Origin of the sequence: Kitasatospora sp. NPDC006697, from assembly GCF_042869935.1 — a bacterium.
Lineage (GTDB): Bacteria > Actinomycetota > Actinomycetes > Streptomycetales > Streptomycetaceae > Kitasatospora.
Genome location: NZ_JBIAGU010000003.1, coordinates 15,824 through 41,309, shown reverse-complemented (window position 1 = coordinate 41,309; position 25,486 = coordinate 15,824). Strand labels below are relative to the sequence as shown.

20 protein-coding genes and 1 pseudogene are annotated in these 25,486 nt (G+C 74.0%); 10 read left to right on the top strand and 11 right to left on the bottom strand.

Annotation, left to right across the window (positions count from 1 at the left end; all coding sequences use genetic code 11):
* The first annotated feature begins 115 nt into the window (after positions 1–115).
* The 4 genes from ACFYNO_RS05440 to ACFYNO_RS05425 are packed head-to-tail and all read left to right on the top strand — an operon-like array spanning position 116 to position 5,434.
* The gene (locus ACFYNO_RS05440; protein WP_388005640.1) at positions 116–1,324 is read left to right on the top strand and encodes a rhodanese-like domain-containing protein; all 1,209 of its coding nucleotides are present in this window, start codon (positions 116–118) and stop codon (positions 1,322–1,324) included.
* A gap of 27 nt (positions 1,325–1,351) precedes the next feature.
* Positions 1,352–1,993 carry a DUF5819 family protein gene (locus tag ACFYNO_RS05435; RefSeq protein WP_388005637.1) on the top strand — a complete coding sequence of 214 codons (642 nt, stop codon included), beginning with the start codon at positions 1,352–1,354 and terminating at the stop codon, positions 1,991–1,993.
* Positions 1,990–3,276, top strand: a complete 1,287-nt coding sequence (locus tag ACFYNO_RS05430; RefSeq protein ID WP_388005634.1) for an HTTM domain-containing protein — start codon at positions 1,990–1,992, stop codon at positions 3,274–3,276. Before ACFYNO_RS05435 ends, ACFYNO_RS05430 begins: the two co-directional genes overlap by 4 nt.
* A 10-nt stretch (positions 3,277–3,286) precedes the next feature.
* Positions 3,287–5,434, top strand: a complete 2,148-nt coding sequence (locus ACFYNO_RS05425; RefSeq protein WP_388005631.1) for an FUSC family protein — start codon at positions 3,287–3,289, stop codon at positions 5,432–5,434.
* Here the strand turns inward: ACFYNO_RS05425 and ACFYNO_RS05420 are convergent.
* From ACFYNO_RS05420 to ACFYNO_RS05390, 7 genes are all read right to left on the bottom strand, one after another.
* Positions 5,420–6,196 (bottom strand): TrmH family RNA methyltransferase, encoded by a 777-nt coding sequence (locus ACFYNO_RS05420; RefSeq protein ID WP_388005628.1) that lies wholly within the window; start codon positions 6,194–6,196, stop codon positions 5,420–5,422. The two genes, ACFYNO_RS05425 and ACFYNO_RS05420, sit on opposite strands and share 15 nt — an antisense overlap.
* A gap of 48 nt (positions 6,197–6,244) precedes the next feature.
* Positions 6,245–6,712: an SAM-dependent methyltransferase gene (locus ACFYNO_RS05415; RefSeq protein WP_388005625.1), complete on the bottom strand. Its 468-nt coding sequence runs from the start codon at positions 6,710–6,712 to the stop codon at positions 6,245–6,247.
* Between the two features lie 53 nt (positions 6,713–6,765).
* On the bottom strand, positions 6,766–7,248 hold the full coding sequence (locus ACFYNO_RS05410; RefSeq protein WP_388005622.1) for an HPP family protein: 483 nt from the start codon (positions 7,246–7,248) through the stop codon (positions 6,766–6,768).
* A gap of 106 nt (positions 7,249–7,354) precedes the next feature.
* The gene (locus ACFYNO_RS05405) at positions 7,355–8,422 is read right to left on the bottom strand and encodes a hypothetical protein (RefSeq protein WP_388005619.1); all 1,068 of its coding nucleotides are present in this window, start codon (positions 8,420–8,422) and stop codon (positions 7,355–7,357) included.
* A gap of 320 nt (positions 8,423–8,742) precedes the next feature.
* Positions 8,743–11,163 (bottom strand): protease pro-enzyme activation domain-containing protein, encoded by a 2,421-nt coding sequence (locus ACFYNO_RS05400; RefSeq protein WP_388005616.1) that lies wholly within the window; start codon positions 11,161–11,163, stop codon positions 8,743–8,745.
* Positions 11,164–11,405: 242 nt separating this feature from the next.
* Positions 11,406–12,302, bottom strand: a complete 897-nt coding sequence (locus tag ACFYNO_RS05395; protein WP_388005613.1) for an oxygenase MpaB family protein — start codon at positions 12,300–12,302, stop codon at positions 11,406–11,408.
* Between the two features lie 66 nt (positions 12,303–12,368).
* Positions 12,369–13,886, bottom strand: a complete 1,518-nt coding sequence (locus ACFYNO_RS05390) for an FAD-dependent oxidoreductase (protein WP_388005610.1) — start codon at positions 13,884–13,886, stop codon at positions 12,369–12,371.
* 107 nt (positions 13,887–13,993) lie between these two features.
* Here ACFYNO_RS05390 and ACFYNO_RS05385 point away from each other — a divergent pair.
* A pseudogene (locus tag ACFYNO_RS05385) lies at positions 13,994–14,860 on the top strand (dolichyl-phosphate beta-glucosyltransferase); the annotation flags it as partial.
* A gap of 14 nt (positions 14,861–14,874) precedes the next feature.
* Here the strand turns inward: ACFYNO_RS05385 and ACFYNO_RS05380 are convergent.
* Positions 14,875–16,176: an LPXTG cell wall anchor domain-containing protein gene (locus ACFYNO_RS05380; RefSeq protein WP_388005607.1), complete on the bottom strand. Its 1,302-nt coding sequence runs from the start codon at positions 16,174–16,176 to the stop codon at positions 14,875–14,877.
* A 516-nt stretch (positions 16,177–16,692) separates the two neighbouring features.
* On the opposite strand from ACFYNO_RS05380, the gene ACFYNO_RS05375 reads away from it, so the two are divergent.
* On the top strand, positions 16,693–17,967 hold the full coding sequence (locus ACFYNO_RS05375) for a glycosyltransferase 87 family protein (protein ID WP_388005604.1): 1,275 nt from the start codon (positions 16,693–16,695) through the stop codon (positions 17,965–17,967).
* A gap of 70 nt (positions 17,968–18,037) precedes the next feature.
* On the opposite strand, the gene paaN is transcribed toward ACFYNO_RS05375, so the two are convergent.
* Complete coding sequence (gene paaN, locus ACFYNO_RS05370; protein WP_388005602.1) at positions 18,038–19,720, bottom strand: phenylacetic acid degradation protein PaaN; 1,683 nt, start codon at positions 19,718–19,720, stop codon at positions 18,038–18,040.
* A gap of 113 nt (positions 19,721–19,833) precedes the next feature.
* Between paaN and ACFYNO_RS05365 the strand changes: the two genes are divergently transcribed.
* A complete protein-coding gene (locus tag ACFYNO_RS05365; protein WP_388005599.1) occupies positions 19,834–20,418 on the top strand; it encodes a TetR/AcrR family transcriptional regulator in 585 nt (194 codons plus the stop codon).
* A 3-nt stretch (positions 20,419–20,421) separates the two neighbouring features.
* On the opposite strand, the gene ACFYNO_RS05360 is transcribed toward ACFYNO_RS05365, so the two are convergent.
* Complete coding sequence (locus ACFYNO_RS05360; protein ID WP_388006563.1) at positions 20,422–20,925, bottom strand: Lrp/AsnC family transcriptional regulator; 504 nt, start codon at positions 20,923–20,925, stop codon at positions 20,422–20,424.
* A 187-nt stretch (positions 20,926–21,112) separates the two neighbouring features.
* On the opposite strand from ACFYNO_RS05360, the gene pdhA reads away from it, so the two are divergent.
* The 3 genes from pdhA to ACFYNO_RS05345 are packed head-to-tail and all read left to right on the top strand — an operon-like array spanning position 21,113 to position 24,470.
* Entirely contained in the window at positions 21,113–22,246 is a 1,134-nt protein-coding gene (gene pdhA, locus ACFYNO_RS05355) for a pyruvate dehydrogenase (acetyl-transferring) E1 component subunit alpha (RefSeq protein ID WP_388005596.1), read from the top strand.
* A gap of 5 nt (positions 22,247–22,251) precedes the next feature.
* Complete coding sequence (locus ACFYNO_RS05350; protein ID WP_388006560.1) at positions 22,252–23,238, top strand: alpha-ketoacid dehydrogenase subunit beta; 987 nt, start codon at positions 22,252–22,254, stop codon at positions 23,236–23,238.
* 5 nt (positions 23,239–23,243) lie between these two features.
* Positions 23,244–24,470 carry a dihydrolipoamide acetyltransferase family protein gene (locus ACFYNO_RS05345; protein ID WP_388006557.1) on the top strand — a complete coding sequence of 409 codons (1,227 nt, stop codon included), beginning with the start codon at positions 23,244–23,246 and terminating at the stop codon, positions 24,468–24,470.
* 44 nt (positions 24,471–24,514) lie between these two features.
* Here the strand turns inward: ACFYNO_RS05345 and ACFYNO_RS05340 are convergent, their stop codons facing one another.
* Complete coding sequence (locus ACFYNO_RS05340; RefSeq protein WP_388005593.1) at positions 24,515–25,471, bottom strand: NAD-dependent epimerase/dehydratase family protein; 957 nt, start codon at positions 25,469–25,471, stop codon at positions 24,515–24,517.
* Positions 25,472–25,486 lie beyond the last annotated feature (15 nt).

Here is a 25,486-nt window from a genome sequence, read left to right as displayed (position 1 = left end):
TGCGTGTCTGCGGGCGTGCGCCGGGTCGTACGCCCCACTCCCTTGAGGAATGGCCGAAAACAGCCACCGGGAAACACCCGTCCGGCGGGTCGCGCGGCCCAGGTAGGCTCGCCGGGTGGAAGAGCGAGCCGACGTGCGCACCCCGGTCCCGTGGTTCGACCCCGAGATGGCGCTCCTGGAGGAGCGGGTCGCGGCCACCGAGCTGGCCTGGCTGACCCTCGACGTGGACGTGGCCACCCTGCGGGTGGAGATCGACAACTTCGCGCTGGTGCACCACCAGCGGCTCGGGCCGCTGTACGCCCGGCTGGACGAGTTGGAGGCGCTGGTCGCCGAGGCCCGGGCGGTACTCAGCGGCGACCCGGAGGACCTGCGCCGGGCCGCCGAGGCCCGCCAGGTGGTGGACGGGCTGCCGGATCTGGACGCGCTGATCGACAGCGTCCGGGAGGCCGCCCAGCAGCAGGAGCGGCCGGAGCCGGAGCCGCCGCGCCGGGTCCGCCCCGGCAAGGAGGCCCAGCGGCTCTACCGCGAGCTGGCCCGGGCCGCCCACCCCGACCTCTCCCCCGAGCCGGCCGAGCAGGAGCGCCGCTCGGCCTTCATCGCCCGGGCCAACGAGGCCTACGGCCGCGGCGACACCGCCGCGCTGCGGGCGCTGGCCGAGGAGTGGTCCACCGCCCCCGAGGCGGCCCCGCAGCCGGGCACCCCGGAGCGCGGCGAGTGGCTGCACCAGCGGCTGGCCTGGCTCTCCGCCCGGATCGCCGAGCTGGCGGCCGAGCAGGTCCGGCTGGAGTCCGGCCCGATGGGCGAGCTGCTGGCGCTGGCCCCCGGCGATCCGGAGCAGCTGCTGGCCGAGCTGGCCGAGCAGCTGCTGGCCACTGCCGAGGAGCGGCGCCGGGAACTGGGCCGGCTGCTCGGCGACCCGGTCCCGCCCGCCGCCCGGGCCAGGCACAATGGGCCCGTTCCGTCCCCCCGACCCGAGCCCGGACAGGAGACCCCGAGCATGTTCCAGCAGATCCCCACCGCCCTGGTCCAGACGGTGCCGGACGGTGCCGCGCTGATCGACGTCCGGGAGCAGGACGAGTGGGACGCCGGGCACGCCGACGGCGCCCTGCACCTGCCGATGAGCCAGTTCACCGCCCGGCTGGACGAGCTGCCGGAAGGCCCGCTCTACGTGGTCTGCCGGGTCGGCGGCCGCTCCGCCCAGGTGGTCCAGTACCTGGTGGCGCAGGGCCGGGAGGCCTTCAACGTGGACGGCGGGATGTTCGCCTGGGAGCAGGCCGGCCGGCCGCTGGTCTCCGACTCCGGCGCCGAGGCCTTCGTCCTCTAGGGGGCGGGCACCGAGGGGGAGCGGCGGATGGAGCGGGAGTCCGCGCCCGGGGACGGCCGCACCTGGTCGCTGCCCGCGCTGCTGGTGCTGAGCGTGGCCGGCGCGGTGCTGGTCGCCGCGAGCGCGGTGCTGGTCGGCGCGCTGCTGCTGGCCGACGCGCCGCCGAACTCGTTCTCGCAGCGCCACCAGACGGAACTGGACGGCCTGGTCTACCCGGAGTTCGAGCAGAACTGGCGGCTCTTCGCCCCGGACCCGCTGCAGGAGAACGTGGCCGTGCAGGCCCGGGTGCGCAGCGCGGCGGGCGACGGCGGCTGGGTGGACCTGACGGCCCGGGACGTGGCCGCGATCCGCGGCAACCCGTTCCCCAGCCACGCCGACCAGAACCTGCTGCGGCGGGCCTGGGACTTCTACGACTCCACCCACGACGGGCAGGAGGCGCCCACCGCCGGGGTGCGCAGCCAGCTGGCCGACGAGTACCTGAAGCGGATCGCGCTGCAGCGGCTGGGCCGGGAGGCGGGCGGGACGCCGGTCACCGCGGTGGAGCTGCGGGCCTCGACCACGGCGGTGGCGCCGCCGTCCTGGAGTCCGAACCGGTCCGCCGCCGCCGGGCCGCAGCTGCGCCAGCTGCCCTGGTGGCCGGTGGCGGCCGCGGACTGGGCGGACCTGTGAGCGAGCACCGGACGGACCGTCAGGAGATCCCCGGGCAGTCCGGGCTGCTGCCCGGCATCCCGCGCCAGGCCGGCCCGGCCGGCCCGCCGGTGCCGCCGCCGGGCCCGCCCGCACCGCTGCCAGGCTTCACCGCGCAGCTGGGCGCGGCGGTGCTGGCCGGGCTGCGGGCCTTCACCGGCAGCCCGCCGCTGGCCCGCCACCAGGCGGCCGTGGTGCGGATCGGCCTCGCCCTGGTGGTGCTGCTGCAGTTCCTCCGGGAGTGGCCGCACCGGCGCGAGCTGTACGGCGACCGGGCGGCCTGGAGCCTGCCGCTGGCCCGGGCGCTGCAGGACCAGACGCACGCCTTCTCGGTGCTCTCCTGGCAGGACGGGCGGTGGTGGTTCGAGGCCTGGTACGCGCTGGCGCTGCTGGCCGCGATGCTGCTGCTGCTCGGCTGGCGGACCAGGTTCAGCTCGGTGCTCTTCCTGGTGGCGGTGCTCTCGCTGCAGAACCGCAGCGTGCTGCTGGGCGACGGCGGGGACAACCTGGTCCACCTGCTGGCGCTCTACCTGGCCTTCACCCGGTGCACCGAGGTCTGGTCATTGGACGCCCGGCGGCGGGCGCGGGGCGGCCGGCCGGGCACGTCCGGCGTGCTGCTCTGGGTGCTCGGCGGGGCGGCGCTGGTCTGGGCCGAGGCGGCCGGGCGGATCTCCTGGTCGGCGCCGGGCTGGCCGGGCCCGGGCTGGGCGGCGCTGTTCTGGACGCTCTGGGCGGTGGCCGGCGCCTGGTGGGCCGTCAACCACTGGTGGCCGCTGGGCGAGCCGCGCGCGGTGCTGGACGCGCTGGGCGCGATGGTGCACCACTGCGCGGTCGCGGTGATCGGCGCCCAGGTGGTGCTGGTGTACGCGACGGCCGGGCTCTACAAGGTGCAGGGCTCGCGCTGGCAGGACGGCACGGCGCTCTACTACCCGCTGCACCTGGACTACTTCACGCCCTGGCCGGGGCTGTCCGGGCTGCTGGCGGGCAGTTCGCTGCTGGTCTTCCTGCTCACCTACGGCACCGTGCTGGTGCAGGTGGCGTTCCCGTTCACGCTGCTGAACCGGCGGCTGAAGAACGGCCTGCTGGTGCTGATGGTGCTGGAGCACCTGGGGATCGCGGTGCTGCTGGGGCTGCCGCTCTTCTCGCTGGCGATGATCGCGGCGGACGCGGTCTTCCTGCCCACCGGGCTGCTGCTGTGGGCCGGCCGCACGGTGCGGGGCCGGCTGGCCGGGTGGCGGAGCGTCAGGGTGGAGCAGCCCGCCTAGACTGTCCGTTATGTCGTGGTTCGCCGCACTCCGTCACACCGGCAGGGCGGGCCTGCGGTGGGAGCGGGCGTACACCGATCCCAAGCGGGCCGTCCGCGGCGCCCTCGCGGTGGCGCTGGTGGTCTTCCCGGTGCTGGCGCTGGGCGGGGCGCGGGAGGCCACCTCGGCCGCGATGGGCGCCTTCATCGCCGGCACCGCGACCTTCCAGCGCAGCTTCCGGCCGCGCCCCACGCTGGCGGTGGCGGCCGGGGTCGGACTGGGCGTCAGCACCTTCCTCGGCTACCTGGCGGTCGGCGTGCCGGGCATGTTCCCGCTGCTGCTGGCCGCCTGGTCGTTCGCGGCCGGGCTGGCCTGGGCGCTCGGGCCGACCGCCGGGGTGGTGGCCGCGAACACCGTGACGGTGATGCTGGTGGTGGTGCAGCTGCCGGTCAGCGTGCCGACCGCGGTGGACCACGCGCTGCTCTGTGCGCTCGGCGGCGGGGTGCAGGCGCTGGTGATCGCCGTCTGGCCGATCCGCAACTGGGGCGCGCAGCGCGACGCGCTGGCCGACGCCTACGCGGAACTGGCGCACTACGCCCGCCGGCTGCGGCACGACCCGCACGCCACCATCGACCCCGAGCCGCTGATGCAGGCCCGGCACGCGGCCGCCCTGACGCCCTGGCAGGAGCGCCGCCGTCCGCCCGAGCTGCACGGCCTGCGGGCGGTGGCCGAGCGGATCCGGCCCGCGCTGGCCGCGATCGCCGACCCGGAGATCGGCGCGGCCGCCGAGGGCCCGGAGCGGGACCGGGCCCGGGAGGTGCTGGCCGGCGCCGCCCAACTGCTGGACGCGCTGGCCCGGGCGATCCGCTCCGGCGAGCCGCTGGACTACCCGAAGTCCACCCCGGCCGCGCTGGCCCCGCCCGGCCCGCCGGTGCTGCGCGGCCCGGCGCAGCGCGCCGCGCGCCGGCTGACCACCCAGCTCAGCCGGGCCTCCGGCGCCCTGGACCGGGGCCGGGAGACCCCGCTGACCGGCCCGGTCACCGGCCCGGACGGCGGGCTGCGCCGCCCGGGGCTGGCCGCCATGGCGCCGGTGGCGGTGCGCACCGCCTGGCGCCAGGTCCGGCTCGGCACCCCGGTGCTGCACCACGCGGTGCGGCTGGCCGGGGTGGTCACCGCCGCCTACCTGCTGGCCCGGCTGACCGGCCTGCACCACAGCTACTGGGCGGCGATGACGGCCGCGATGGTGATCCGCCCGGACTTCGGCCAGACCTACAGCCGGGGCGTGGCCCGGGTGGCCGGCACCGTGGTCGGGGTGCTGCTGGCCACCGCCGTGGTGGAGCTGGGCCGGCCCGACCAGTGGGTCTCCTGCGCGCTGGCGGTGGTCTGCATCGGCGGCGCCTACCTGACCCTGAAGACCGGCTACGCGGTGACCACCACCTGCATCTCGGCCTACGTGGTCTTCCTGCTCGACCTGCTGCCCGGCAGCGCGCTGCACACCGCCTGGGAGCGGGTGCTGATGACGCTGCTCGGCGGCGCGGTGGCGCTGCTCGCCTACGCGCTCTTCCCGACCTGGGAGACCGCCCGGCTGCCGGAGCGCACCGCCGAGTGGATCGCGGCGGTCGGCCGGTACGCGGCGGCGGTGCTGGCCGGGTACGGCGATCCGGCCGGGCGCGATCCGCACACCGTGCGGTCCGCGCTGCTGGAGGCCAGGGAGGCCCGGGCCGACTTCCTGCAGGCCCGGGAGAAGGCGGCCGCCGAGCCGGTGGCGCTGGCCGCCCACTCCCCCCAGCTGACCCGCACACAGCTCGGCCGGGTCCGCGAGGCGCTGGGCTACCTCTCCCGGGTGGCGCTGCTGATGGAGGCCCACCTGCCGCCGGAGGAGGCCGAGCCGGTCTCCGGGGCGACCGGCTTCGGCGAGCGGCTGGCCCGGGCCACCGCGGCGGCCGGCGCGGCGGTGCTGACCGGCGCGCCGGTGGACTTCGCCGGGCTGCGCGCGGCGCACCGGGCCTGGGAGGAGTCCGAGCTGCCCGCCACCGACCCGGAGCTGGCCTTCAGCCACCGGGGCAGCGAGCAGCAGGACGTGGTGCGCTCGGGCTGCCGGCTGCTGCTGAACGCGCTGGGGGAGCTGGAGCGGGCGCTGAAGCGGCCGCAGGAGGCGAAGGCCTCAGCGGCCGGCTGACGGTGCGTGCGACATCCAGTGGAACAGGCCCATGCCGACCGAGGTGGCCAGGTTGAAGCTGGAGACCTGCGGCCGCATCGGGATCGCCAGCAGTCCGTCGGCGCCCGCCCGCAGCTCGGCCGAGACGCCGTGCCGCTCGGAGCCGAAGACCAGCAGCGCGTCGTCCGGCAGCCGGACCGAGCGGATGTCCTCGCCCTCCGGGTCGAGGACGAACCGCGGACCGGGCGGCAGGGTGGCGGCGGTCAGCCGGGCGACCGCGGTGGCGTAGTGCAGTCCGGCGCCGGCCCGGACCGCGCCCGGGTGCCAGGGGTCGGCGTCGCCGGTGGTGACCACGCCGGTGGCGCCGAAGCCGGCCGCCAGCCGGACCACCGCGCCGATGTTGCCGAGGTTGCGCGGGTTGTCCAGCACCACCACGGGCGCGCTGCGGGGCAGCGCCCGCAGCCGCTCCAGCTGCGCCCGCGGGTCCGGGCGGACGGCCAGCGCGGCCACCCCGGTCGGGTGCGGCCGGGGCACCAGGGTGCGCAGCGCCTCGGCCGGCACCGGCACGGCGGCGGCCAGCACCCGCTCGGCCACGTCCGGCGCCAGCCGCCCGGCCAGCTCGGCCAGCCCGGCCGGGTCGCCGGTGACCACGGCGCGCAGCTCGCCGCCGAACCGCAGGGTGTGCTTGAGCGCGTGGAAGCCGTCGATCAGCAGGCTGTCCGGCTCGGCCGCGGCGGCCCGCCAGTGGCGCAGGGCGGTCTCGGGATCCTGGTGCGTGGTCATGGCAGCACTCTCGCACGCGGGCCGGCGCGGCCGCGGACCGCCGGTGCGTCAGTAGTACTCGCGCATCAGCTCGGTGGCCCACTCGGGCTGCGCGGTCTCCCCCAGCGGCCCGAACTCGGCCAGCCAGGGCTTGAGGTCCAGCACCGGGGTGCCGTCCACCGCGTCCAGCCCGGCCACCCGCACCTCCAGGCCGTCCACGCCCAGCAGCCGGCAGCGCGAGACGCCCAGCCGGTTGGGCCGGTTCTTGCCGCGCTGGGCGAAGATGCCCACCTCGGGCCAGTCCGGGTTGCCGCGCGGGCGGCGGGCGGTGGTCTCGATCTTCTCCGGGGCCACCTTGTGGAAGTGGAAGACCACCTCCAGGTGCGAGAAGGCCTCCAGCCCGCGCACCGCCTCCGCGGTGTACTGCTCGGCGTCCAGCCGGATCACGGCCGTCTCCCGGCCCCAGTCGTCGTCGGCCACCTCGGTCCGCCCGCCGACCACCAGGCCGATCGGCCGCAGCACCACCTGCTCGGTCATCCTGCTCCCCCTTCTGCTGTGCTCTCCGTGTCCGGTCGGCTGTCGATCCTGCCCTACCGGGCCACCGGGTAGCGCACCGCCTCCGGGCCCAGCCGCCCGGCCAGCCAGCCGATCAGCACCAGCAGGGCGGTGGCCAGCGCCAGCAGCAGCAGGAACGGCACCGGGTGGACGCCCTGCAGCACCACGATCACCGCGGTGGCGGCGGCCGGGGAGTGCGGCACCCGGGCGATCAGCATGGCGACCAGCGCCAGGCCGCCCGCGACCGCCGCGCCCCACATCGAGCGGCCGGTCACCGCCAGGACGGCGAAGCCGGCCAGCGCGCTCACCAGGTGCCCGCCGACCAGGTTGCGCGGCTGCGAGATCGGCAGCCGCGGTGCGCCGTGCACCAGTGCCGCGCTGGCCGCCAGCGGCGGGATCAGCAGCGGCGCGCCGAGCAGCACCCCGACGGCGACCAGCAGCAGCAGCGCGCCGATCGCGAAGGCGCCGGCCCGCAGCGCGTTCAGCGGATGGTGCGGGCGGTGGACGGACTCGGACATGGCTGCTCCACGGAGGGTGACCGGCTGGGATGCCTCCGAGACTAGGGAGCGCCCGGTCGGGGCGGCCACGGCCTTGCCCCGGGGGCAAGGCGGCTGGACAGCCCGGTCAGTCCCACTCCCAGCGGATGCCGGTCTGCCCCGGCTGCTGCTCGGTGGCGAGCGCGTGCACGCTGGCCGAGGCGCCGATCCAGAGCCGCTCGCGCACCCGGTCCTGCTCCTCGCCGCCGATCCGCTCGTAGCGCTCGCAGTGGGCCGGCAGGGCGGCCGGGTCGAAGTGCACCTGCAGCACGAACTCCCGCACCGGCACGGCGAACCGGCGGCCGTACAGGGTGGTCGGGCCGGCCGGCGGCAGCTCCACCTCGTACTCGAAGACCGCCGAGTCGCCCTGGCCGAGCGGCCGGTCCAGCAGCAGTTCGGCGACCAGCAGCCCGATCTCCGGGTGGCGCCGCACCCGGCCGAGCCGGGCGTGCCGCACCGAGGTGATCTCCGGGCAGTCGAGCGCGTCCTCGTCGGCCTTCTGCACCACCAGGCAGCGGTTGACGTCGTTGGCGGTGGCCCGGACCACCTGGCGGGTGCGCAGCAGCTGGCCCTGCCGGCCGGCCCCGACGTAGTAGGCGTCGTGGATGCTCAGCCGCTCCAGCTCGCCGATCGGCGGCGCGTCCAGCTCCGTGAAGACCTCGGCGACCTGCCGCTCCTCCGGCCACAGCTCGGAGACCGGCATGCTGTCCGGGACCTGCTGGGAGACCCAGCGGCCGCGCGGGCGCGGCGGGCCGAGCAGGCTGGAGAGCGCCCGGTCCTCCAGCCCCAGCAGCTCCTCCAGCAGCACCACGGCGCGCACCGAGGCGGCCCGCTCCGGCTGGCTGCGCCCGCGCCGCCAGTAACTCAGCGTGGTGACGCTGACCCTGACGCCGTGTTGGGAGAGCTCGGTCCGGATCCGGTCCAGGCTGAGCCCGCTGGCCTCGATCGCGTGGTGCAGGGTCTGCGCGAAGCTGCCGGAGCAGCTGCTCGGCAGGCTGAGCGGGGCGCTCGCCGGCTGGGAGTCGGCTGGGAGCGGTGGCGCCGCCGGGACCCGGTCGGGCGGCCCGGCGGGCTGCCCGCGGAGCACCGTCGCGGCAGGCTGCCGGTGGCCGACCAGGCGCAGGTGTGCGGTGTTCTGCTGGTATTGCGAGCCCATGCGAATAACCTTCCCCACCAGCCGCCCCGTGCTGTTCCGAGACTTACGCGGCGGGACCGGCCCGGTGGCGTTGTGGGGACGCCACCGAGCTGCAGGAACCTTACGCAGGCACCAGAGGCTACGTCATCTGTCGTGCGCTATGACAGTGGTCACGACAAATTACTTTCACGGGTGCTGCAGCGGATCTGCCGATGGCCGAAACGGAAATGCAACAAATCCCGTCGGTCCGGGCGGTGGCCCGAAACCGACGGGATACCCGTGGTGCCCCGATGGCCCGCCGAATTCGTGTCGGCGGGCCACCGGGCGAGGGGTCGGCGCTGTCAGCCGACGTTCAGGTTGGCGTCGTCGATCACGAAGCTGGTCTGCAGCGAGGAGTCCTCGGTGCCGGTGAACTTCAGGGTGACGGTCTGGCCGGCGTAGGCCGACAGGTCGACGCTGTGCTGGGTGTAGCCGTTCGCCGCGTCGGCGTTCGACCAGGTCTGCAGGGTGGTGCCGTTGGCGGTCAGGGTCAGCTTGTCGTACGCGGTGCTGCCGGTCTCGGCGGTGTCCACGTGCAGCCAGAAGCCGAAGGTCGCCTTGCAGCCGGCCGGCACGGTGACGGTCTGGGCCAGGGTGTCGGTGTGGGCGCTGCCGTAGCCGTCCATCCAGGCCTTGTAGGAGCCGCTGTGGGCCGGCTCGCTGCTGGAGCTGTCGATCACGCCGGAGGAGGTGGTCCACGGCGCCGCGCTGCCGGTCTCGAAGCCGCCGTTGCCGAGCAGCTGGGCCGGGGTGCAGGCGGACTGCGCGGCGACGGTGAAGGTGAAGGCGGCGCTGCCGGTGGCGCCGGTGGCGTCGGTGGCGGTGACGGTGACCGAGGAGGTGCCGGCGGCGGTCGGGGTGCCGGAGATCAGGCCGCTGGTGCTGATCGACAGGCCGGCCGGCAGGCCGGTGGCCGAGTAGCTCAGGGTCTGGCCCGCGGCCGAGTCGGTCGCGGCGATCTGCAGGCTGGCCGCGGCCCCCACGGTGCCCTTCTGCGCACCCGGGTTGGTGACCGTCACGGTGTTGCCGGTGTTGCCGCCGGAGCCGCCGCCGAGCAGGGCGGTGGTCAGCGCGTCGGCCACCGGGGAGCCCCAGCCGGTCACCTGGTCGTAGCCGGTGCGGGCCGGGAAGTCCTGGTTGGCGCCGGTGCTGACGTCGTGGAAGGCGGTGCCGTAGGAGGCCGAGTTGGCGACCGTGTAGAGCGCCGGGTTGGCCTGGCCGAGGTTGGCCTTGCCGGCCGTCTTGGCCTTCTGGTTGAAGAGCGCGGTGTAGCCGGACCAGAGCGGGGCCGCCGCGCTGGTGCCGCCGTAGACCTGCCAGCCGGGGCCCGAGCTGCCCTGGGTGTAGATCGCGAAGCCGCTGTTCGGGTCGGCGTTGGAGGAGACGTCCGGCACGGTGCGCATGCTGCCGCTGACGCCGGTGCCGGTCTGCCAGGACGGCTTGGCGAACTGGGTGGAGACGCCGCCGCCGGCCGTGCTCCAGGCGCTCTCCGAGTTGTAGGAGGCGCCGCTGAGCTGCAGGTTGGTGCCGCCGACGCCGGTCACGTACGGGTCGGAGGCCGGGTAGTCGACGGCCTTGACGTTGGCGCCGCTGGTCGAGCGGGTGCAGTCGCGGGAGCCGTCGTCGCCGGAGGCGGAGTAGGCCGAGATGCCCTGGGCGGCGGCCTGCTTGAAGGAGTTGTCCACTGCGGTCATCACCGAGGCGGTGGTGTCCGGCTCGCAGGAGCCCCAGGAGATGGAGATCACCGAGACCTGGTTGTCCGCCACGATCTTGGCGGCCATGTCGATCTCGCCCTGGTCGTTGTTGGGGGCCTCGTAGACCAGCTGGGTGGCCTGCGGGGCGACGCCGCGGACGATCTCCGAGTCCAGCTCGACCTCGCCCTGGCCGTCGCCGGGCTTGCTGTCGTAGTTGGCGCCGTCCACCGAGACGGTGCTGACGGCCGGGCCGGTCAGGCCGTACTGGTGGTCGTAGGTGGTGAGGTTGGACGAGCTGTAGCCGTCGAACTCCCAGAGCGCGACCTTGACGCCGGAGCCGTTCGCGCCGACCTTGTCCAGGCGGTAGGCGCCGTCGTACTGGCCCGGGCCGTAGCCGCTCGGGGTGGCGGCCGGGTTGGAGCCGTTCGGCTTGGCCAGGCTGGGGGTGCGCACGGTGTGGTCGGAGAGCCCGCCCACGCCCGCCACCAGGCCGGCCACGTCGGCCGGCAGGGTGGCCGCGTCGTCGTTGGCGAAGAAGGCCTTCTGCTGCTTGGCGTCGAAGTAGGCGCTCTCGTGGGTGCCGAAGGCCGCCGAGATCTGCGCGGCGCTGCCCTTGGCGTCCACCACCTGGCGGTTGGCGCTGACCGTGGCGGTCAGGCCGTGCGCCTTGAGGAAGGCGACCACCTTGGCGGTGTCCGCCTGGGTGGGGGCGTAGCGGTCGGCGAACTGCTCCGGGGTCAGGTAGTGCCCGTACTGCGGGGACTTCGGGTCGGAGACCTGTGCCAGGAAGGCGTCCAGGCCGGCGGTGTCGCGCAGCTTGAGCGCCACCGCGACCGACAGCTGGCGGTCGGCGGGCACCTCGCCCTGCTTCTGCGAGTGGGCGACGGCCGGGGTCACGGTCTCCGGCAGGGCGACGCGCGGGGCGCTGGCGTTGGGGGTGGCCGCCTGGGCGCTGACGGTGCCGAGGGTGGCGACCGAGAGCGGGAGCAGGGCTATGGCGGCGGCGAGCGCGAGCGGGCGGGGACGCACGGGGGCTCCTCCTCTGGCCGGTGTGCAGGACCGGCCGGGCGAGTGGGCGTGGGGGTCGTAACGCTGCGTAGAAACATTCCAGAAGTTCCCTGGGAAATGAGCCAAGTCCAGGCAATGAAAAGCTAAATAACAGTCAAGTGTGAAACCGCGTCAAATCAACGGAATAGCACGCACGGTATACAGTGAATAGGATTGGTCCAGACGAATTGGTCTGGACAAATGCCCCCGGGGCGGGTGGGGGGCTATTCCCCGGCGGCGGCCGGTCCGGCCGGGTGCACCGGGCAGCCGGTGCCGGCGGGGGGAAAGGTGCCGAGCCCTTCGATCCGGAAACCGCCCGGGTAGCTGCGGACTTCGCGGTTCATCCGGGGCCAGTGCGCCCGGCGGCGCGGCGGCAGCGCGCGCACCACCCTGGCCCGCAGCCGCAGCGCGTTGCCGGCCAGCGAGACGGTGCCCGGGGCCGGCTCGGGGTAGCCGAAGGCGCGCCGCAGCGGCTCGTCCAGCAGCGCCACGGTGGCCGAGTGCAGCAGCGGGCGCAGCGGCGCCGGGTACCAGGAACCCATCAGGTTCAGGGTCGCGTCGGAGACCCGCCGACCGCCCTCGTCGAAGCCGAAGTGCGCCGCCTCGTAGGCGTCCATGCACTCCTCGAACTCCTGGTGGGTCCGCGGGATCCCGCTGATCCCCATCAACTCGCCCAGCCGGCGGTAGTAGTTGGCCGAGGCGCGCAGCTCGTGCTCGCTCAGCCGGCGCCAGCCGTACTCGCCGATCCAGCGCTTGGGCAGCACCACGAAGGTGCAGAGCACGTAGCGCATGTCCTCGTCGCTGATCGGGTAGCTGCGGTGCATCCGGTTCATCCGGCGCACCGCGGTGCGGCCCTGCTCGCTGTCGGGGCCGTGCTCCAGCACGGCCCCGAGCAGCAGCACGGTGTCGTCGTAGCGCTTCTGGCTGCGGTCGGTCAGTTCGGCGGTCTCCGCCAGCAGCCGCCCGATGGCCGGCACCGCGTAGGTGCGGTAGAGCGCCAGCTCCAGGGCCCTGGTGTGGTCCCAGGGGAACTCGTAGGCGGAGCTCAGCCGGTAGATCTCCAGGTAGTCCGTCTCGGGGTCGAGTGAACGGATCCGCCGCAGCCGGTCGAAGCGCCTCATGGTCACCCATCCTCGCACGGCGCGATGCGCTGAGCGAGGGTCAGGTGACGGACCGTCAATTCCGCGCTACGCCGGGCCGAGCCACCGGGTGAGCGCCCGGGTCAGTTCGGCCCGGCTGGGGTCGGCGGCGGCCCAGGCCGCGTAGCCGTCCGGGCGGACCAGCAGCACGGTGGCCCGCAGCTTGCCGTGCGGGTCGGCCGGGGCGGCCTGCACCAGGCGGTCCTCCCAGGGGCCGGTCGCCTCCGGCTCCAGCCCGCTGAAGAACGCGCCCGGGGCCCGCACGTCGGTGGTCACCAGCACGAACCTCCCGGTCCGCAGCGCCTCGTAGAGCCGGGCCGGGGAGCGCGGGTCGTCCTGGGCCAGCCGCAGGTCGGGCACCCGCTTGCCGGCCAGCGGGTGCGAGCCGCGCTCGGCCGGGTACTGGATGCCGATCCCGGAGACCAGCCGGGCGCCGCGGAAGGCCAGCGGGCTGACCACCGGGCCGAGCCCGCCGATCCCGCCCAGCATCGAGCGCAGCGCCCGCAGCCCGCTGGACTGCGCCAGCGCCATCCGGATCAGCCCGCCGGAGCTGCGCAGCACCTGCTTGCCGACCGGGTGGCGCTCCTCGTGGTAGCTGTCCAACAGCTCCTCGGGGCAGTGCCCGTGGACCACCGAGGCCAGCTTCCAGCTGAGGTTGGCCGCGTCCTGCAGCCCGGTGTTCATGCCCTGGCCGCCGGCCGGCGAGTGGCAGTGCGCGGCGTCCCCGGCGAGCAGCACCCGGCCGTCCCGGTAGCGCGGCACCTGGCGCTCGTCGCAGTGGAACCGGGAGGTCCAGCGGGCGTCGTGGATGCCCAGGTCGGTGCCGAGCGCCCGGTTCACCAGCTCGGCCAGCCGGTCGATCTCCACCGGCTCGCTGTCCGGGAGTTGGCGGTCGCGGTCCCAGCCGATCAGCCGGAACCAGCCGTCCCCGAACGGGGCCACCATGGCGAAGCCGCCGGCCGTGGCGGCGAAGGTCAGCGGCTCGGCGGGCTCGTGCTCCAGCCGCACGTCGGCCAGCTCCATCGAGGAGACCACCGACTCGCCCGGGAACGGGATGCCGGAGAGCTCGCGCACCGCGCTGTGCACCCCGTCGCAGCCGACCACGTACCCGGCCCGGTGCCGCACCGGCCCGGCCGGGCCGTCCACCTCCAGGGTGACCCCCTCGGCGTCCTGCCGCAGGCCGGTCACCCGGTGCCCGCGCAGCAGCTGCGCGCCCGCCTTGACGGCCCGTTCGCGCAGCAGCCGCTCGGTGTGGGACTGCGGGGTGATCAGCACGAAGGGGAACCGGGTCGGCAGCTCGCCCAGGTTCACCTCGACCGAGTCGAAGGCGCGCATCCGGTCCACCGTGCGGCCGGTGGCGATCAGCTCCTCGGCCAGCCCGCGGGCGTCCAGCTCCTCCAGGGTGCGGGCGTGCACGGCGAACGCGCGGGTCAGGCCGGACTCCTCGGCGCGCTGCTCCAGCACCGTCACCGCGACCCCGGCGGCCGCCAGGTCGCCGGCCAGCAGCAGCCCGGTCGGACCCGCGCCGACCACCACCACCTGGGACTCCGTCACCGTACTCGTCATGCCATCTCCCCTGGTCGCGGTCGGCGGCCGAGGTCGTCGACGCCTTCTCAGCCGCCTCTCAGCCTCTCATCATCGCGGCCCCACCGGGTGCTGTGAACCTCGTTCCCATGACAGAGTCCGCGCCGCGGTCCCCCGCCGTGCTGGAGCGAGCCGGCCTGACCGGCATCCAGACCGTCGAGGTGGTCGTCCCCGTCTTCAACGAGGAGCACGTGCTGGAGCGCAGCGTGCGCCGGCTGCACGGCTACCTGGACGAGACCTTCCCCTACCCGTTCCGGATCACCGTCGCCGACAACGCCAGCACCGACCGCACCTGGGAGGTGGCCTGCCGGCTGGCCGGGCTGTTCCCCGAGGTGGAGGCGGTGCACCTGGACCTCAAGGGCCGCGGCCGGGCGCTGCGCCGGGTCTGGACCGCCAGCTCGGCCGACGTGGTGGCCTACATGGACGTGGACCTCTCCACTGGCCTGGAGGCCTTCCTGCCGCTGGTCGCCCCGCTGCTCTCCGGCCACAGCGACCTGGCGATCGGCAGCCGGCTGCACCCCGGCTCGGCGGTGGTCCGCGACCCCAAGCGGGAGCTGATCTCGCGCTGCTACAACCTGCTGCTGCGAGCCACCCTGGCCACCCGCTTCAGCGACGCCCAGTGCGGCTTCAAGGCGGTCCGGACCGGCCTGGTGCGCCCGCTGCTCGCCCGGGTCGAGGACGATTCCTGGTTCTTCGACACCGAACTCCTGCTGCTGGCCGAGCGGTCCGGGCTGCGGATCCACGAGGTCCCGGTGGACTGGGTGGACGACCCGGACAGCCGGGTGGACATCTGCCGCACGGTCCTGGACGACCTGCGCGGCATGTCCCGGGTGGCGCGCGCCGCCCTCGTCCCTGCCGCCCCGGCCCTGCCGGGACGCCCCGGCGCCCGCCGGGGGCCGGGGCGGCTGCGGCTGCTGCTGGGCGCCGGGGTGATCGGGGCGGTGAGCGCGCTGGCGGGGGTGGCGGAGCGTCAGGCCTGAGTGCTCCGGCGGCGACGGGTGGCGAAGACGATGCCGGCGCCCGCGGCCAGCACGGCGGCGCCGGCCACGGCCATCGCGGTGGTGCCGGTCGAGCCGGTGAAGGCCAGCTCCTGGCCGCCCGCGGCCTTGGTGGCGGTGGCGGTCGGCGAGGCCTTGGTGGCGGCAGCGGGCACCGCGGCGGCCGTGCTGGGCGCGGCGGGCGCGGCACTGGTGGCGGCCGGGGCCGCGGTGGTGGCGGCGCTGGCGGCCGGGGCCGCGTTCACCACGAAGGTGCCGCTGGCGCTGCTGAACGGCTGGGCCATGTCCGAGTTGGTGTAGACGTGGAAGCCGGCGGTCAGCTTGGCCTTGAGCTGCTTGACGGCGGCATCGGCCTTGAAGGTGAGCGTCAGGGTGGTGTCACCGGGGGTCAGCAGGCAGTAGCTCAGCCAGTTGCCCTCGACAGGCGGGAGGTGCTGGCGCTCCACCTCGTCGGTGGTGCAGGTGACCTTGTCGTCGGTGGTGACGGAGAGCAGGTCCAGGCCCTGCGGCAGGTCGATCTGCCCGTTGCCGGAGGGGTTCCAGACCTCGCCCGGGACACCGTCCTCGGTCTTGAGCAGCAGCAGCGAGGAGCCGACCGCGTGCACCTTGACGGTCTGGGTGGCGGTCTGGCCGGCGGTCAGGTCGGACAGCTGCAGGGTGGCGGTGTTCTGGGCGGCGAGGTCCTTGGACTCGATCGTCAGGGGCACCGAACTGGTCTGGAACCGCTTGCCCTTGGCGACGTCCAGGCCGACCTGCTGGTAGCTGGTGTAGGAGGAGTCGACCAACTGCTCGGTCAGTTCGAGGGAGTTGGTGCTCTTGGTCGCCGAGGTGGTGGTGAGGGTCACCTCGGCGCGGGAGGTCGCGCCGCTGCCGGGGGCCGCGGGCGGCATGGTCGCCGTGTCGGTCGGCTTGGACAGGTCGCAGAGGTAGGCGGCCGGGTTCGGGCCGTCCGCCGCGGGCACGCAGGTGCCGTTGGGGAAGCTCAGCGAGATCCCGGCCGGCAGCGGCTCCAGGGTGCCGGACCGGGGGATCAGGCTGACCAGGACCTTGGCGTTGATCGGCCCCGCGGTCTTGCTGTCCGCCCAGATGTTCCAGCCCAGGCTGTCGCCGGGGGCGATGGTGGTCTCCTGGCCGGTCGAGTCGCCGCCGACCCACGGGGAGAGCGTGATGCCGTCGAGGCCGTCCGCGTGGGCGGCGGCGGCGCCGAGCGCCAGCTGCAGCGAGAACAGGCCGAGCGCGGCGGCTCCGACAGCCGTGGTGCGAGCGATCTTCACGAGGTGTCCGTTCCAGCGGTCTGCGGCCGGGTGTGGCCGCGCAGCGCGGAAGGCACTCCCCCCGGCAGTCGCACACCCTAGCGGTGTGGTGGGACCAGTACGTATGCGGGTGCCGCACGCCGGGCCGACGGGTCGGCGACCGCTCGGGCGGGGCGGGTGGATGGTGCGGGGGAAATTTTGGAACCAGGCATTCCGGCGACCGGACGCCCAAGAACATGAGCATGCTCAAAATGGTTGATGAAATCCAGTTGTAAGGGATTCGTAAAGGCATTCCGGCCTGCTGAGCAGTGCTGATGCACCCTCTGTTTCCTTGTTGTACAAGGCTTGGACGCCACATGCGGCAGGGTCGGGGCATCGTCAGTTGACAGAGCATCGGACGATGTGAAAGACATGTGATGAACGGTCGGCGCTCTGCCGACCGCTGCTCGGTTTGTCGATCGCCGGCGAAGTACTTATGCCCGATTCGACCCGTTGGGGAGACTGAGCGCGAGTTCTTGTTCTGCGGGGGGCCGAACATTGAACCTGGTTGGACGCGGCAAGGGGGGACTGCTCCGGACCGCGGTGACCGTCCTGGTCGTCGTGGGTGCGGTCGGCCTGCGGTACGCGATGTTCGGCCGGGAGTCGGACGACTACCGGTACTTCCTGCAGCCGTGGTACCAGCACATCAAGTGGCACGGGCACTTCGGCGCGCTGCGGGATCCGAGCTTCGCGGACTACAACGTGCCGTACCTCTACCTGCTGGCGCTGCTCAGCTACCTGCCGGTGCCCGCGATGGCCGGCATCAAGGCGATCTCGCTCTGCTCCGACCTGCTGCTGGCCTTCTTCGCGGCCCGGATCGCGGCCCTGCGCAGCCCGGCGAACCCCTGGCGGCCGCTGCTCGCGGCGGTGCTGGTGCTCTTCCTGCCCACCGTCGCGGTCAACAGCGGGTGGTGGGGTCAGGCGGACTCGATCTACACCTCCTTCGCGCTCGGCGGGGTGTACTACGCGCTGCGCCGGCGCTCCTGGACGGCCTGCGCGCTGTTCGGCCTGGCGCTGGCCTTCAAACTGCAGGCGGTCTTCATCCTGCCGCTGCTGCTGGTCCTGGTGCCCACCCGGCGGCTGAGCGTGCGCAGCCTGCTGGCCATCCCCGGGGTCTACCTGTTGATGGACGTGCCGGCGCTGCTGGTCGGCGCCGACCCCTGGAAGCTGCTGACGATCTACCAGCGGCAGACCGGCAGTTACCAGGCGCTGACTCTGAACGCGCCGTCGGTCTACCAGTTCGTGGGTGTACGGGGCCGGCAGGCGGAGGAGCTCGTCCGCTCGCTCGGCATCCTGCTGGCCGGCGTGGTGATGCTGCTGCTGGCCGCCGCGGTGCTGTTCAGCCGGACCTCCGGCGGGCGCCGGAGGCTGCGCGCCGAGGAGCCCGAACTGACCGACACCCGCGTGGTGTTGATGGCTACGGTGGCGGTGGTGGCGGTGCCGTTCCTGCTGCCCTCGATGCACGACCGGTACTTCTACCCGGCCGACGTGCTCACCGTCGTGGCCTTCTGCTACCTGCCCAGGCGGCTCTGGTTCGCGCCGCTGCTGATGCAGTTCGCCTCGCTGGGCTCCTACCTGGAGTACCTGGAGCGGCACGCCTGGCACCACGCGCCGCACGAGCAGCGCTGGTTCGCCGCGGCCGTGGCGGTGCTGCTGGTCTCGCTGCTGGCGGTGACCGTGCTGGAGTTCCGGAGGCGGCCGCCGGTCTGGGCGGACCGGCCCGACCGCCACCGGCCGGCCTGGGCCGCGCCGGTCGGAGCGGGACGGCGCTGAACCGTGTGCAGCGCCCCGGCCGGCGGTCTGTGGTCAGCCGGCCGGAGCGCTGGTCGTGGGCGGTGCGGGGTCAGGCCGGCCGCCGGACCTCGATGACCCGGAACCGGTTGGCGACGAAGGCCGCGTCCGTGTAGGCGGAGTTGGCGGCCGGGTTGGCGCCGGTGCCGTGCAGGTCGGAGAAGGCCGCGGTCTGGTTGGGGTAGACGCCGCCGGTCAGGTTGAGCGAGAGGCAGACGCCGGTGTCCAGGCAGGCCTCGATCAGGGCGTGCTCCACCTCGGGGGAGGTGGTGTAGCCGGTGGCGGTCATCGCGCCGTGCTCGGTGACGGTCTGCCGGAGCAGGTCCACCGCGTCGGTGGCGGACTCGGTGGCGACCGCGAAGTAGACCGGGCCGAAGCACTCGGTGAGGAAGTGCGACCGGTCGTCCGGCTTGTGCGCCTCGACCTTGACCAGCGCCGGGGTGCGCACGGTGGCGCCCGGGAACTCCGGGTGCTCGATCACCCGCGGGGCCAGCGCCAGGTCGCCGTACTCGCCGCTCGCCGCGGCCACGCTGCGCTGCAGCACCGCCGGGTTGACCACGGCGCCGAGGATCGCGGTGGCCCGGGCGTCGTCGCCGAGCAGTCCGTCGATCGCCCGGGCCAGGTCGGCGACCACCTCGTCGTAGGACTTCGGGCCCTGGTCGGTGTCGATGCCGCCGCGCGGGATCAGCAGGTTCTGCGGGGTGGTGCACATCTGGCCGGTGTAGAGCGAGAGCGCGAAGGCCAGGTTGTTCAGCATCCCCTTGTAGTCGCCGGTGGAGTCGATGACCACGGTGTTGACGCCGGCCTTCTCGGTGTAGACGAGGGCCTGCTTCGCGTTCTGCTCCAGCCAGTCGCCGAACTCGGTGGAGCCGGTGTAGTCGATGATCCGCACGTCCGGGTGGAGCGCCAGGGTCTTGGCGATGCCCTGGCCCTCGCGCTCGGCCGCCAGCGTCACCACGTCGGGGTCGAAGCCGGCCTCGGCCAGCACCTCGCGGGCGATCCGCACGGTGAGCGCCAGCGGCAGCACGGCGCGCGGGTGCGGCTTGACCACCACCGGGTTGCCGGTGGCCAGCGAGGCGAACAGGCCCGGGTAGCCGTTCCAGGTCGGGAAGGTGTTGCAGCCGATCACCAGCGCGGTGCCGCGCGGCACGGTGATGAAGTCCTTGGTCAGGGTGAGCGGGTCGCGCTTGCCCTGCGGCTTGGTCCAGGCGGCCCTGGCCGGCAGCTTGCTCTGCTCGGCGTAGGCGTAGGCCACCGCCTCCAGGCCGCGGTCCTGGGCGTGCGGGCCGCCGGCCTGGAAGGCCATCGCGTAGGCCTGGCCGGTGGTGTGCATGACGGCCTGGGCCATCTCGTGCGAGCGGGCGTTGATCCGGGCCAGCACCTCCAGGCAGACCGCGGCGCGCGCCTGCGGGGTGGCGGCGGCCCAGCCGGCCCGGGCCGCGGCGGCCGCGGTGAGCAGGGTGTCCAGGTCGGCCTGCGGGTAGCTGATGTCCAGCTCGATGCCGTACGGCGAGGCCTCGGTGCCGGTGGTCTCGCCGCTCTCCGGGTGGCCCGGCAGGGCGAAGACGGTGCCCAGCAGCGCCTCGAAGGCGGCCTTGCCGTCGGCGGCCGCGCTCTCGCCGTAGGCCTTGGGGATCTCCGGGTACGGCGTCCAGTAGTCGCGTTCGGTGAGCGCCGCCAGCGCCCTGGTGAGGGTGTCCTGGTGACGGGCGATCAGATCGTCGACGGGGGCCATGCGGCGCTCCTCGGGGCACAGGAAGGGGCTGACTCAGCTCAGCGTAACCGAACGATCGGTCGGGATAACAGCCCCCGCGCCGCACCCGTCCGCGGGCCGTGGATACTCGGAGCATGGCCGAGACCCCCACCCGCACCACGTACACCGTCGACTCGCTGCTGGCGGTCACCGTGCAGGTCTTCAACGCGCGCGGGTACGACGGCACCTCGATGGAGGACCTGTCCCGGGCGGCGGGCATTTCCAAGTCCTCGATCTACCACCACGTGCGCGGCAAGGAGGAGCTGCTCCGGCTCGCCGTGGGCCGGGCGCTGGACGGGCTGTTCGGCATCCTCGACGAGCCGGCGGCGGCCGCCGGCCGTCCGGTGGACCGGCTGGAGCACGTGGTCCGCCGGACCGCCGAGGTGCTGCTGGCCGAGCTGCCCTACGTGACCCTGCTGCTGCGGGTGCGCGGCAACACCGGCACCGAGCAGTGGGCGCTGGAGCGGCGCCGCGACTTCGACCACCGGGTCGCCGGGCTGCTGCGCGAGGCGGTGGCGGCGGGCGAGCTGCGCGCCGACGTGGATCCGCGGCTGGCCACCCGGCTGCTCTTCGGCATGATCAACTCGATCGTGGAGTGGTACCGGCCGGACCACGGGGACACCGACGGCATCCCGGACGCGGTGGTCCGGCTGGCCTTCGACGGCCTGCGGACGTCCTAGGGCCTACCCCGGCGGCACCCGGTCGGTCTCCTCGAACACCAGCAGGGTCTGGGTGGAGAGCACCTCCGGGATCGACTGGATGCTGCCCAGCACCAGCTCCCGCAGCGCCCGGTTGTCCGCCGTGTGCACCAGCATCAGCACGTCGAACTCGCCGCCGACCAGGGCGATGTGCGCCACCCCCGGCAGGTCGAGCAGTTGCTCGCGCACGGTCCGCCAGGAGTTCTGGACGATCTTCAGGGTGACGTAGGCGCAGGCGCTCTGCCCGGCCCGCTCGTGGTCCACCCGGGCGGTGAAGCCCCGGATCACCCCGTCCTCCATCATCCGGGCGATCCGCGCGTAGGCGTTCGCCCGCGAGACGTGCACCCGTTCGGCCACCGAGCGGATCGACGCCCGCCCGTCCTGCTGCAGCAGTCGCAGGATCGACCGGTCCACCCGGTCCAGCCCGCGATCGCCGCCGACCAGCTGCCCCGGCAGCCCGGGTCTGCTCGCGCCACCCGGTCCGACCATTTGTTCAGCCACCATGTCCCCCAAGCCTCCGATGATGGACGTGCTGCGTTCAGCAGACTGCTGCGGCGGCCGATTGTCCAGCACCTTCGCTGCGCTGTGGCCACAATGAAAAGACAACCGAACAATCGGTTGGGAGGCAATCCCCCGCTCCTGCCCTGCTGCCCTCCCCACCCCTTGGAGGTGCCCTGTGACCGTTCTCGATCACCGGCCGACCGATCCGGTGCCCGGCTGGCTGCCCGGTGCCACCGCACCGCGGACCGATCCCGCGCCTCTGCTGCCCGACGCCGCGCCGGTCCGGGTGCTCGGCACCGCCGATCTGGCGGCGTACGACCCGGAGCTGCTGCGCGACCTCTACCGCCGCCTGGTGGTGGGCCGCCGCTACAACCAGCAGGCGACCACCCTGACCAAGCAGGGCCGGCTGGCCGTCTACCCCTCCTCCACCGGCCAGGAGGCCTGCCAGGTGGCCGCCGCCACCGTGCTGGCCCCCGGCGACTGGCTCTTCCCCAGCTACCGCGACACCCTCGCCGTGGTCGGCCGCGGGGTGGACCCGCTGGAGGCGCTGACCCTGCTGCGCGGCAACGCGCACACCGGCTACGACCCCCGGGCCACCCGCACCGCCCCGCTCTGCACCCCGCTGGCCACCCAGACCCCGCACGCGGTCGGCCTGGCGCACGCGGCCCGGCTGGCCGGCGATCCGCTGGTGGCGCTGGCGCTGATCGGCGACGGCGGTACCAGCGAGGGCGACTTCCACGAGGCGCTGAACTTCGCGGCCGTGCTGAACGCCCCGGTGGTCTTCCTGGTGCAGAACAACGGCTACGCGATCTCGGTGCCGCTCACCCGGCAGTCCGCCGCCCCCACCCTGGCGCACAAGGCGGTCGGCTACGGCATGGCCGGCCGGCTGGTGGACGGCAACGACGTGGTCGCCGTGCACCAGGTGCTGGCCGAGGCGGTGGAGCGGGCGCGCACCGGCGGCGGTCCGACCCTGGTGGAGGCGCTGACCTACCGCCTGGAGGCGCACACCAACGCCGACGACGCCACCCGCTACCGGCAGTCCGAGGAGGTGACGGCCTGGCAGGAGCACGACCCGATCCTGCTGATGGAGCGCCAGCTCCGCGCGGCCGGACTGCTCGACGACGCGGGCGCGGCGGCGGCCACGGAGGCCGCCGAGGCCCTGGCGGCCCGGATGCGCAGCGAGTTCCACGCCGAGCCGCAGCTCGACCCGATGAGCCTGTTCCAGCACGTCTACGCCCACCCGACCCCCCAACTGATCGAGCAGCAGGCTCAGTTGGCCGCTGAGCTGGCTGCGGAGGCCGACCGGTGACGACCATGGCCGCGACCCGCACCCTGACCATGGCGCAGGCCCTCAACACGGCACTGCGCGACGCGATGCGGGAGGACCGCTCGGTCCACCTGCTCGGCGAGGACGTCGGCCAGCTCGGCGGCGTCTTCCGGATCACCGACGGCCTGACCGCCGAGTTCGGCCCCGACCGCTGCCTGGACACCCCGCTGGCCGAGGCCGGCATCCTGGGCACCGCGATCGGCATGGCGATGTACGGGCTGCGCCCGGTGGTGGAGATGCAGTTCGACGCCTTCGCCTACCCGGCGATGGAGCAGCTGGTCTCGCACCTGGCGAAGATGCGCAACCGCACCGGCGGCAAGCTGCCGCTGCCGATCACCGTGCGGGTGCCGTACGGCGGCGGGATCGGCGGGGTCGAGCACCACAGCGACTCCTCCGAGGCCTACTACGCCGCCACGCCCGGCCTGCACGTGGTCACCCCGGCCACCGTGCCGGACGCCTACGGCCTGCTGCGCGCGGCCATCGCCTCCGACGACCCGGTGATCGTCCTGGAGCCCAAGCGGCTCTACTGGTCCAAGGCCGACCTGGACCCGGCGGCCGACTGCGAGCCGATCGGCCGCGCCGTGCTGCGCCGCCAGGGCCGCTCCGCCGTGCTGATCACCTACGGGCCCTCGCTGCCGGTCTGCCTGGAGGCCGCCGAGGCCGCCACCGCCGAGGGCTGGGACCTGGCGGTGCTCGACCTGCGCAGCCTGGTGCCGTTCGACGACGCCACCGTGGCCGAGGTGGTCCGCTCGGTCGGCCGGGCGGTCGTGGTGCACGAGTCCACCGGCTTCGCCGGGGTCGGTGCCGAGATCGCTGCTCGCGTTTCGGAGCGGTGCTTCCACCACCTGGCCGCGCCGGTGCTGCGGGTCACCGGGTTCGACATCCCGTACCCGGCGCCGATGCTGGAGCACCACCACCTGCCCGGGGTGGACCGGATCCTGGACGCCGTCGCGAAGCTGCAGTGGGAGGGGTGACCGTGATGCCGATCGTGCGCGAGTTCACCCTGCCCGACCTGGGCGAGGGGCTGACCGGGGCCGAAGTGGTGCGCTGGCTGGTCGAGGTCGGCGAGGTGATCGCCGTCGACCAGCCGGTGGTGGAGGTGGAGACCGCCAAGGCGGTGGTGGAGGTGCCCTGCCCGTACGGCGGGGTGGTCACCGCGCGCTTCGGCGAGGTGGGCGAGGAGCGGCTGGTGGGCCAGCCGCTGGTCACCGTGGCGGTGGCCCCGGAGCCGGGCACGGAGGTGCCGGAGCGGCCGCTCGTGGGCTACGGCATCGCCGAGGGCGGCAAGGGCGCGCGCCGGCGCCGGGTCGGGACCACCCCGGTCGCCGAGGTGCACCCGGTGGCGGTGCCCACCCCCGCGGTGGTGGCGGTGATCTCGCCGCTGGTGCGGCGGCTGGCGCGGGAGAACGGGATCGAGCTCGGCGGGCTGTCGGGGAGCGGGCCGGACGGCCTGATCCTGCGGGCCGACGTGGACCGGGCGATCGAGGCGCGCGCGGTGCCGGCCGCCGTGACCGCGGCCGACGGTGACGTCGTGCCGCTGCGCGGGCTGCGCAGGACGGTGGCGGAGAAGCTGACGCGCAGCCACCGGGAGATCCCGGCGGCGACCTGCTGGGTCGACGCGGACGCCACCGAACTGCTCGCCGTGCGGGCGCAGATGAACCAGAACCCCGAGCTGCCCAAGGTCAGCCTGCTGGCCCTGCTGGCCCGGATCTGCGTGGCGGCGCTGGGCCGCTTCCCCGACCTGAACACCAGCGTCGAGGGCGACGGCATCCGGCGGCACGCCGCGGTGCACCTGGGCTTCGCGGCCCAGGGCGAGCGCGGGCTGGTGGTGCCGGTGGTGCGGGACGCGCAGGCGCTTACGACGGAGCAACTGGGCGCGGAGCTCGGGCGGTTGACCGCTGCGGCGCGGGCGAGCTCGCTGACGACGGCGGAGCTGACGGGTGGGACGTTCACGCTGAACAACTACGGCGTGTTCGGCGTGGACGGCTCGACGCCGATCCTGAACCACCCGGAGGCGGCAATGCTGGGGGTGGGGAGGATCGCGGCCAAGCCGTGGGTGGTGGACGGGCAGTTGGCGGTGCGTCAGGTGACGCAGCTGTCGTTCACGTTCGACCACCGGGTGTGCGACGGCGGCACAGCGGGCGGGTTCCTGCGGTTCGTGGCGGACTGCGTGGAGCGGCCGGGGGTGCTGCTGCGCGGGGTGTGAGGAGTGCGAGCGGGGCCGGCTTCGAGGAGCCGGCCCCGCCGCCGTCATGCTCCGGCGATCAGCGCGGCCTCCTCGGCCGGGGACAACCCGTGGTCGAGCGGCGGTTCGCCGCGCTCGCGGTCCCAGGTGAGGACGTCGGCGATGGTTGCTGCCAGGGGAGTTGAGGTCAGGCCCACCGCTCGGGCGCGGGCGCTGCTGCGTTGCTGGGTGGGCCAGAGCGGGTCGGGCTGGATGAGCGGGAAGAACGCCGTCGGAGGTGCGGCCGGTACGGGGACGATCTCGACCTCGGTGCCTGCGACTTGGGCGCAGGTGGTGATCAGCTCCGAGATGGTGATCGGCTCGGCCGGGCCGATGGCGTTGAACGCGCCGGGGCGGCCGTCGAGGAGGAGTTGGACGACGAGGCGGGCCGCGTCGCGGGAGTCGATGAGCTGGACGGGTTGGTCGGGGTGGGTGGGCAGGGCCACCCGGCCGCCGCGGGAGGCTCGGCGGACCCAGTAGACGAGCCCGTGCTGGACGTCGTGCGGGCCAGCGACCTTGCCGAGCCGCACGATGGTGGCTCGCGGGCCGTAGCGGGCCACGACATCGTCCTCGCAGGCGACCTTGCAGGGGCCGTAGGTGGCTTCGGTGAGTTCTTCGGTGTCGCGGACGGGTGGGCGGCGAGGGGTGTCCTCGTCGGCGCCGGGGCCGATGCCGCTGCGTTGGTAGACGGCTTGGGTGGAGATGAAGAGGTAGCGGGAGACGCGGTCGCCGAGGGCGTCCATGGCCTGTCCGACGTGTCGCGGGACGTAGCCGCTGACGTCCACGACGGCGTCCCAGTGGTCGTTGCGGAGGGCGGTGTAGTCGCCGGTGTCGCGGTCGCCGATCAGGCGGGGGACGTCGGGGAAGAGATCGGTGCCGGTGATGCCACGGCTGAAGAGGGTGACGTGGATGCCCTGACGCAGCGCCTCGTCGACGATGGCCCGGCCCACGAACGAGGTGCCGCCGAGTACAAGAAGTCGCATGGCATCGGACGGTAG

What these genes read in the sequence shown, in the direction of transcription:
- ACFYNO_RS05420 (WP_388005628.1), bottom strand. Translation starts at nt 6,196, where the DNA reads ATGACCACGCACCAGGATCCCGAGACCGCCCTGCGCCACTGGCGGGCC.
- ACFYNO_RS05390 (WP_388005610.1), bottom strand. Translation starts at nt 13,886, where the DNA reads ATGACGAGTACGGTGACGGAGTCCCAGGTGGTGGTGGTCGGCGCGGGT.
- ACFYNO_RS05410 (WP_388005622.1), bottom strand. Translation starts at nt 7,248, where the DNA reads ATGTCCGAGTCCGTCCACCGCCCGCACCATCCGCTGAACGCGCTGCGG.
- paaN (WP_388005602.1), bottom strand. Translation starts at nt 19,720, where the DNA reads ATGGCCCCCGTCGACGATCTGATCGCCCGTCACCAGGACACCCTCACC.
- ACFYNO_RS05435 (WP_388005637.1), top strand. Translation starts at nt 1,352, where the DNA reads ATGGAGCGGGAGTCCGCGCCCGGGGACGGCCGCACCTGGTCGCTGCCC.
- ACFYNO_RS05415 (WP_388005625.1), bottom strand. Translation starts at nt 6,712, where the DNA reads ATGACCGAGCAGGTGGTGCTGCGGCCGATCGGCCTGGTGGTCGGCGGG.
- ACFYNO_RS05425 (WP_388005631.1), top strand. Translation starts at nt 3,287, where the DNA reads ATGTCGTGGTTCGCCGCACTCCGTCACACCGGCAGGGCGGGCCTGCGG.
- ACFYNO_RS05405 (WP_388005619.1), bottom strand. Translation starts at nt 8,422, where the DNA reads ATGGGCTCGCAATACCAGCAGAACACCGCACACCTGCGCCTGGTCGGC.
- ACFYNO_RS05340 (WP_388005593.1), bottom strand. Translation starts at nt 25,471, where the DNA reads ATGCGACTTCTTGTACTCGGCGGCACCTCGTTCGTGGGCCGGGCCATC.
- ACFYNO_RS05350 (WP_388006560.1), top strand. Translation starts at nt 22,252, where the DNA reads ATGGCCGCGACCCGCACCCTGACCATGGCGCAGGCCCTCAACACGGCA.
- ACFYNO_RS05395 (WP_388005613.1), bottom strand. Translation starts at nt 12,302, where the DNA reads ATGAGGCGCTTCGACCGGCTGCGGCGGATCCGTTCACTCGACCCCGAG.
- ACFYNO_RS05360 (WP_388006563.1), bottom strand. Translation starts at nt 20,925, where the DNA reads ATGGTCGGACCGGGTGGCGCGAGCAGACCCGGGCTGCCGGGGCAGCTG.
- ACFYNO_RS05365 (WP_388005599.1), top strand. Translation starts at nt 19,834, where the DNA reads ATGGCCGAGACCCCCACCCGCACCACGTACACCGTCGACTCGCTGCTG.
- ACFYNO_RS05345 (WP_388006557.1), top strand. Translation starts at nt 23,244, where the DNA reads ATGCCGATCGTGCGCGAGTTCACCCTGCCCGACCTGGGCGAGGGGCTG.